This is a genomic window from Rhodococcus sp. KRD197, from assembly GCF_017168235.1.
In the GTDB taxonomy this organism is placed as follows: Bacteria; Actinomycetota; Actinomycetes; order Mycobacteriales; family Mycobacteriaceae; genus Rhodococcoides.
In genome coordinates this window covers 149523-155522 of sequence record NZ_JABFAO010000010.1, presented here as the reverse complement: position 1 = coordinate 155522, position 6000 = coordinate 149523, and the positions used below count along the sequence as shown (strand labels likewise).

The 6000-nt window shown below is 63.7% G+C and carries 5 protein-coding genes; 2 read left to right on the top strand and 3 right to left on the bottom strand.

What is annotated here, in order from left to right:
- Positions 1 to 98: 98 nt before the first annotated feature.
- Positions 99 to 1733, bottom strand: coding sequence for an acyl-CoA synthetase (locus J1M86_RS15515; RefSeq protein ID WP_206510565.1), 1635 nt, complete (start codon positions 1731 to 1733; stop codon positions 99 to 101).
- An 80-nt stretch (positions 1734 to 1813) separates the two neighbouring features.
- Here J1M86_RS15515 and J1M86_RS15510 point away from each other — a divergent pair, with 80 nt between their 5' ends.
- On the top strand, positions 1814 to 2650 hold the full coding sequence (locus tag J1M86_RS15510; protein ID WP_307786655.1) for a crotonase/enoyl-CoA hydratase family protein: 837 nt from the start codon (positions 1814 to 1816) through the stop codon (positions 2648 to 2650).
- Between the two features lie 128 nt (positions 2651 to 2778).
- Positions 2779 to 3810, top strand: coding sequence for a hypothetical protein (locus J1M86_RS15505; RefSeq protein ID WP_206510564.1), 1032 nt, complete (start codon positions 2779 to 2781; stop codon positions 3808 to 3810).
- Here J1M86_RS15505 and J1M86_RS15500 read toward each other — a convergent pair.
- Both J1M86_RS15500 and J1M86_RS15495 read right to left on the bottom strand, forming a co-directional pair.
- A complete protein-coding gene (locus tag J1M86_RS15500; RefSeq protein ID WP_206510563.1) occupies positions 3800 to 4546 on the bottom strand; it encodes an FAD-binding oxidoreductase in 747 nt (248 codons plus the stop codon). The two genes, J1M86_RS15505 and J1M86_RS15500, sit on opposite strands and share 11 nt — an antisense overlap.
- 79 nt (positions 4547 to 4625) lie before the next feature.
- A complete protein-coding gene (locus J1M86_RS15495; protein WP_206510562.1) occupies positions 4626 to 5786 on the bottom strand; it encodes a globin domain-containing protein in 1161 nt (386 codons plus the stop codon).
- Positions 5787 to 6000 lie beyond the last annotated feature (214 nt).

Sequence of the window (6000 nt, the reverse complement as noted above, 5' to 3'; positions counted from 1 at the left end):
CTGCTGATCGCGGCGGCGACGTGCTCGGATGGGGTGAAGCCGAAGACCGGGTATTGCACGCCGAACTTCTCGCACAGATCTGTCCGCATTCGTTGTCCTTATCTGCGCTGCGCGAGGTGCGCGTTGTTGGTTTCGTCAGCCGGTCGCAGCTCGGTCTGCTGCACCGCCCAGCGGTAGTCGGGCTTGCCCGCCGGCGACCGTTTGATCTCGTCGACGAACCACACGGCCCTGGGGACCTTGTAACCGGCGATCTCCTTGCGTGCGCACGCATCGAGATCGGCGAGCGATGGGCGTTCCTCGCCCCGTGCCTGAACGACAGCGGCAACCATGTGACCGAGCCTCTCGTCGGGGACTCCCACGACGATTGCGTCGAACACTTCGGGATGCGATTTCAGCGCGCCCTCGACCTCCTCCGGGAACACCTTCTCGCCGCCGGTGTTGATCGATACCGAACCTCGTCCGAGCATCGTGACGGTGCCGTCCTCTTCGACCTGCGCATAGTCACCGGGTATGGAGTACCGAACGCCGTGGATCTCCTTGAAGGTGGCCGCGGTCTTGGCCTCGTCCTTGTAGTAACCGACGGGAATGTGTCCGCGTCGGGCCAGCAGTCCCTTCTGGCCCGAACCGGGTTCGACCGGATGGCCGTCCTCGCCCAACACAGAAGTCGACGCGTCGATCTTCACTCGGGGTCCACCGGTGTGTTCGGCGCCCTTGGTGACCACGCTCAGGCCGCCGAACCCCGTTTCGGACGAGCCGATCGAATCGGTCAACATCCGGTTGGGCAGCAGTTCGAGGAACTTCTCCTTGATGCTCGGCGAGAACAGTGCCGCACTACTGGCCATCAGATACAGCGTCGACAGATCGTAGGGTTTGCCATCGGGCCCACCCTCGATGAGGGCGTCGAGCATGGGCCGAGCCATGGCGTCGCCGGTGATGAAGATGAGGTTGATGCCGTGCTTGTCCACCAACTGCCAGATCGTGTGGCCGTCGAAGTCTGGGTGCAGCACCGTCTTTCCGCCGCCGAACAGAGACTGGAACGTCGCCCACTGCGCGCCACCATGAATCATCGGCGGGATCGGCATACGCGTCATGACGGGATTTTCGGCGCCCAGCTTTGCGAGATCCCACTCGTCCTCGAGATATTCGCCGGTCATGAAGTTGATGCCGCCGCCGAGTACGCGCCAGACGTCCTCGTGACGCCACATCACGCCCTTGGGGCTGCCGGTGGTTCCGCCGGTGTAGAGCATGTAGATGTCGTCACCGCTGCGTTCGCCGAAGTCGCGCTCGGGTGAGGATTGTTCGAGGGCTTCGTCGTAGGAGACCTGGCCATCCGCCGCGTCGCCGATCACGATGGTCGTCTTCAGCAAGGGGCAGGTGGGCAAGACTGCAGCGACCTTGTCGGAGTAGCGCGCCTCGTGAATCAGCGCGACCATGTCCGAATTTTGGAAGATGTACTGCAACTCGTTCTCTATGTATCGGTAGTTGACGTTCACCACCACCGCACGCAGCTTGAACACAGCGATCATCGACTCGATGGTCTCGATGCCGTTGCGGCTGTAAACGCCTACTTTGTCACCCGGTTTCACCCCCTGTTTCTGCAGGTAATGGGCTAATCTGTTGGTCCGGTCTTCCATCTGCGCGTAGGTGATCTCACGATCCCCACACACCAGGGCGACCCGGTCCGGAACCAGGTCGACAGCATGTTCCACGAGGTCTGCGATATTGAGGGCCACGACACAAAAATAGAACGTGTTATCGTTTTTGACAATAGGCAAATCGAGACTCAGGTCACAGACCAGTGGGAGAACCGACAGTGTCATCCACCGCCCCGTCATCCACCGCCCCGTCATCCACCGCCGCTTCAGCCACCGCCCACGCACTCGTCGAGAAGCGCGGTCACGTACTGATCGTGACGATGAACAGGCCCGAAGCACGCAACGCCCTGTCGGGCGAGATGATGGCGATCATGCGCGACGCCTGGGACAGGGTCGACAGCGATCCCGACATCCGCGTGGCCATCCTCACCGGCGCGGGTGGCGCGTTCTGCGCCGGAGCCGATCTCAAAGCCATGACGTCCACCCATCCGGGCGACAGCTTCAGCTCCGGCGGCTGGGACATGTCGAAGATCGAGGCGTTGCTCAAGGGCCGCAGGCTCACCAAGCCCCTGATCGCAGCCGTCGAAGGACCAGCCATCGCGGGCGGCACCGAGATTCTGCAGGGCACCGACATTCGAGTTGCCGGCGAGAGCGCCAAATTCGGTGTCTCCGAGGCCAAGTGGGGCCTCTTTCCGCTCGGCGGGTCGGCCGTGCGACTGGTCCGCCAGATTCCGTACACCATCGCCGCCGACATCCTGTTGACCGGCAGGCACATTCGCGCCGCCGAGGCCAAAGAGATCGGGCTCATAGGCCACGTCGTACCCGACGGACAAGCACTGACCAAAGCGCTGGAACTGGCGGAGATGATCGCCGCGAACGGCCCCCTCGCCGTACAGGCCATCCTGCGCACGATCCGCGATACCGAAGGCATGCATGAAGAGGCGGCGTTCCAGATCGACGCCGAACTCGGTGTCGCAGTGTTCAAGAGCCACGACGCCAAGGAAGGCCCCCGAGCGTTCGCGGAGAAGCGAAAGCCGTCGTTCGAGGGGCGATGATGCGCTGCGCGCCCGTGTGTGGGTAGTTACCGCCCGCGGTACCTACCCACACACAGGTGGGGGCAGGTTATCCACAGGCCGAGGAAATCTCGGGCGTGTCGGACGATGCCAGGTGCCACCATCGGCGCATGGAACACAGCCAGGACTGGCAGCGACTGCTCGACGAACAACTCGGCATTGTGCGCGCCGACCAACTGCGGCGATACGGTTACACCAGACGCATCACCCACCATCGCATTGCAAGCGGGCAGTGGCTGCCGGTGTTGTACGGCGTCGTATCGGTCACCAACGGTCCGCTGACTGTGCCGATGATGCACAGTGCCGCACTCGTCTACGGCGGCGGATCCGCCATCCTCAGCCACGAGACCGCGGCCGTGCACTGGAACATCAAGCCTGCACCCGCCGAGCCCAGACCGGTACACATCACGGTGCCGTTCGGGCGCTCGGCGGTCGATCAGGCCCCGACCCGACGTATCAACTCGCCGCGCGCGACCGCCTCGGCGCACACGATCATCCACCCCGGCGTCATCGTTCATCGATCGAGGGCCATCCGGCACATCCGCGTCGACGCAGGGTTCCCGCTGACATCGCGAGCCGATACCGCGATCGATCTCGCCACCGCCGCAGATACCGCGCGGGAGGGCATGATCGAACTCGTTCAAGCGACAACCAACGCGAGGATTTCGATCCAGGAGGTCCGTCGCCGCCTCGAACAGCGGCCGCCATGGCGCTACAAGAAGGCGATCGTCGACACCGTAGGGCTTCTCACCGACGGCGTGCAGTCAGCACTCGAACATCGGTATGTTCTCGACGTCGAGGCCGCCCACGGCCTTCCTACCGGAGCGCGGCAAGGGCCGGTGATCGTCGACGGCCGTGTCCTTTTCGAGGACGTCGACTACTGCAATCATGGAGTGCCGCTCATAGTGCGTTTGGATGGCGCGCGGTTCCACTCGGCGAACGCTGTGAAATTCCGCGATCGACGGCGCGACAATGCCGCCGAGCTCGCCGGGCGCCCCAGGTTGGTCTACGGATGGGAGGAGGTCACCCGAACACCGTGCGCGGTGTTCGAAGAGGTCAGGGCAGTGCTGGTTCGCGAGGGCTGGAGCGACTCGTCGTTCCCGTGCTCTGCCTGCGCGCGAGGCCGGGTGATCAGCGCCTGATCGCCGCTGCAGGGGTGCCGTTGCCGATCAACGCCGAGATGGTGGCCGCCTCCATACCCGGGGAACCGCACACCAGCACCTGGTGATCTCGGAACGGCTCCTGCACGCTCATCACGTCGGCGAGGCTCCCCTCCCAGCAGTGTTCGGGACCGAAGATCGGCACCTCCGCCGCTTCGGCGCGAATGGTGTCGTTCCACCGATCGGGTGCCCACGGATCCTTCAACTGGTCTACCACGGGAATGACCGTCAGCCAGGGAAGCTCCGAGGCGAGAATCCACAGCAGATCGGCGGCATAGAGGTCACGCGGCGATCGGCCCCCGACATACAGCGTCACCGACGGCGGCGTTGTCGCGCGGTGCGCCAGATCGAGGATGAGCGAGCGCATCGGCGCAAGACCGGTACCGCCGGCGATCATGACGACATCGCGGCCGGAATCGTCGACGGCAAGCGTGCCCTTGGGGTCGGTCAGCTTCCACACGTCGCCGGGCCTGGTCTCGTTGACGATCGACCCACTCACCCACCCCGCCGGGACGGCCCGAACATGAAACTCGAGCTTCCCGTCCAGAGAGGGCGGCAACGCTGGGGAGTACCGACGCGTCAGCCGCGCATTCTGCGGGACCGTCACCTCGAGCGATTGGCCGGCGGCGAACGGGATCACGTCGCCGACGAGCCTGATCACGGCCAGATCGTTGCGGAGTCGGTGGTACTGAACCACCTCGGCGTTCCACGTCTGCATGGGTCCAGCGTAGGCCGCACCCGTGTGTGCGTAGGTACCTGCGGCGGTACCTACGCACACACGGGCGGCGGAGCCGCAATCACCAGGGGTCGTAACTGATCGTCGACATGTCGACCCCAGCGCCCTGCAGTCGAAATTTGGTCGTGTTGATCATCGACGGAGAGCCGACGATCGCGATGTCGTGGTTGTCCCACGGGCCGTGATCGACGACAACCGTGCCGAGTTTCCCGACCGTCGGCGGTATCGCGCCGGCGAACTGCCTGTATCGCGATCCGTCGTTCCACCACGGGTCGGTGTCATCCTCGACGACACCGACGATGGACAGCCACGGGTTGGTTGCCGCGATCTGCTGCAGCGTCGCCATGTCGTAGAGATCGCAGGGATATTTCCCGCCGTAGAAGACGCTCACGCGGGGATTGTCGGTGCGTGCTGCCATCTCCATCACCTGCGCGCGCAGCGGAGCAATGCCGGTTCCCGACGCGATCAGCAGCCGATCCCGACCCTGCGCGGTGTGACGAGTCATCGAACCCAGCGGGGATCCGACACTCCAGCGGTCACCCACGGCGGTGTTGGCCACGACAGACGGACTGACCCAGCCACCGGAGACACGTCGGATGTGAAATTCGATCTCACCCGCCGAGTTGGCCGGTATCGCGGGCGAAAGGTAACGCCACATCCGCGGTCTGCTCGGGACCGAGACGCTGACGTACTGGCCCGCTGCGTAGTCCATGGGCTCGTCGAGTTTCAGGCGGACGACCGATACGTCATCGAGAACCCGCATGTGTTCGACGACGGTACCCATCCACACCGGCGGGCCGTCGTCGCCGTTGGCGCCGTCGATCATCGTGGTAGCCATCACACCGATCACTTCGCGCCAGGCCCCCTCGACCTCCTCGGTCCACATCTCGGTGCCCGCGAACTGTTCCAACGCGGTGATCAACGCGTCGCCGACGGCAGTGTAGTGAGCGTCGACGATCCCGTATTTCCTGTGGTCACGACCCAACTGCTGAAGAAACGGAAGTAGCCGGTCGAGGTTTTCGAGTTGATCGATTGCGTAGGCGATTGCTGTGAGAAGTTTGTCGCGTTGCAGTGACATCGACGCAGGAAACAGATCGCGCGCCTCGGGATTGCGCGCGAACAGAATCGCGTAGAAAGACCGGGTCAGTTTCTCTGGCCCACCCTCGACGGCGGCTACCGCCTTGAAAGTTGTTCTGACGAGTGAAATCGTCCGACTGTCCATTGGCCTGTAAGCCCCCTCTCCGAGTCCGCGCATACGTGTGTCCACTGCTGATCGCTGCCTTCGACCTGCGCCGATCACCGGCAATTGGCCGAAGTCTAGCCCAGCCGCAGCGATGCGACTCATCGCAGGAGAACGTACGAATCGGTTTCTTCGGCCATAACAAGCCAATCGCCGAAAATGCCCGAGATAACCGACCGAGTGCTATCAATTGGCG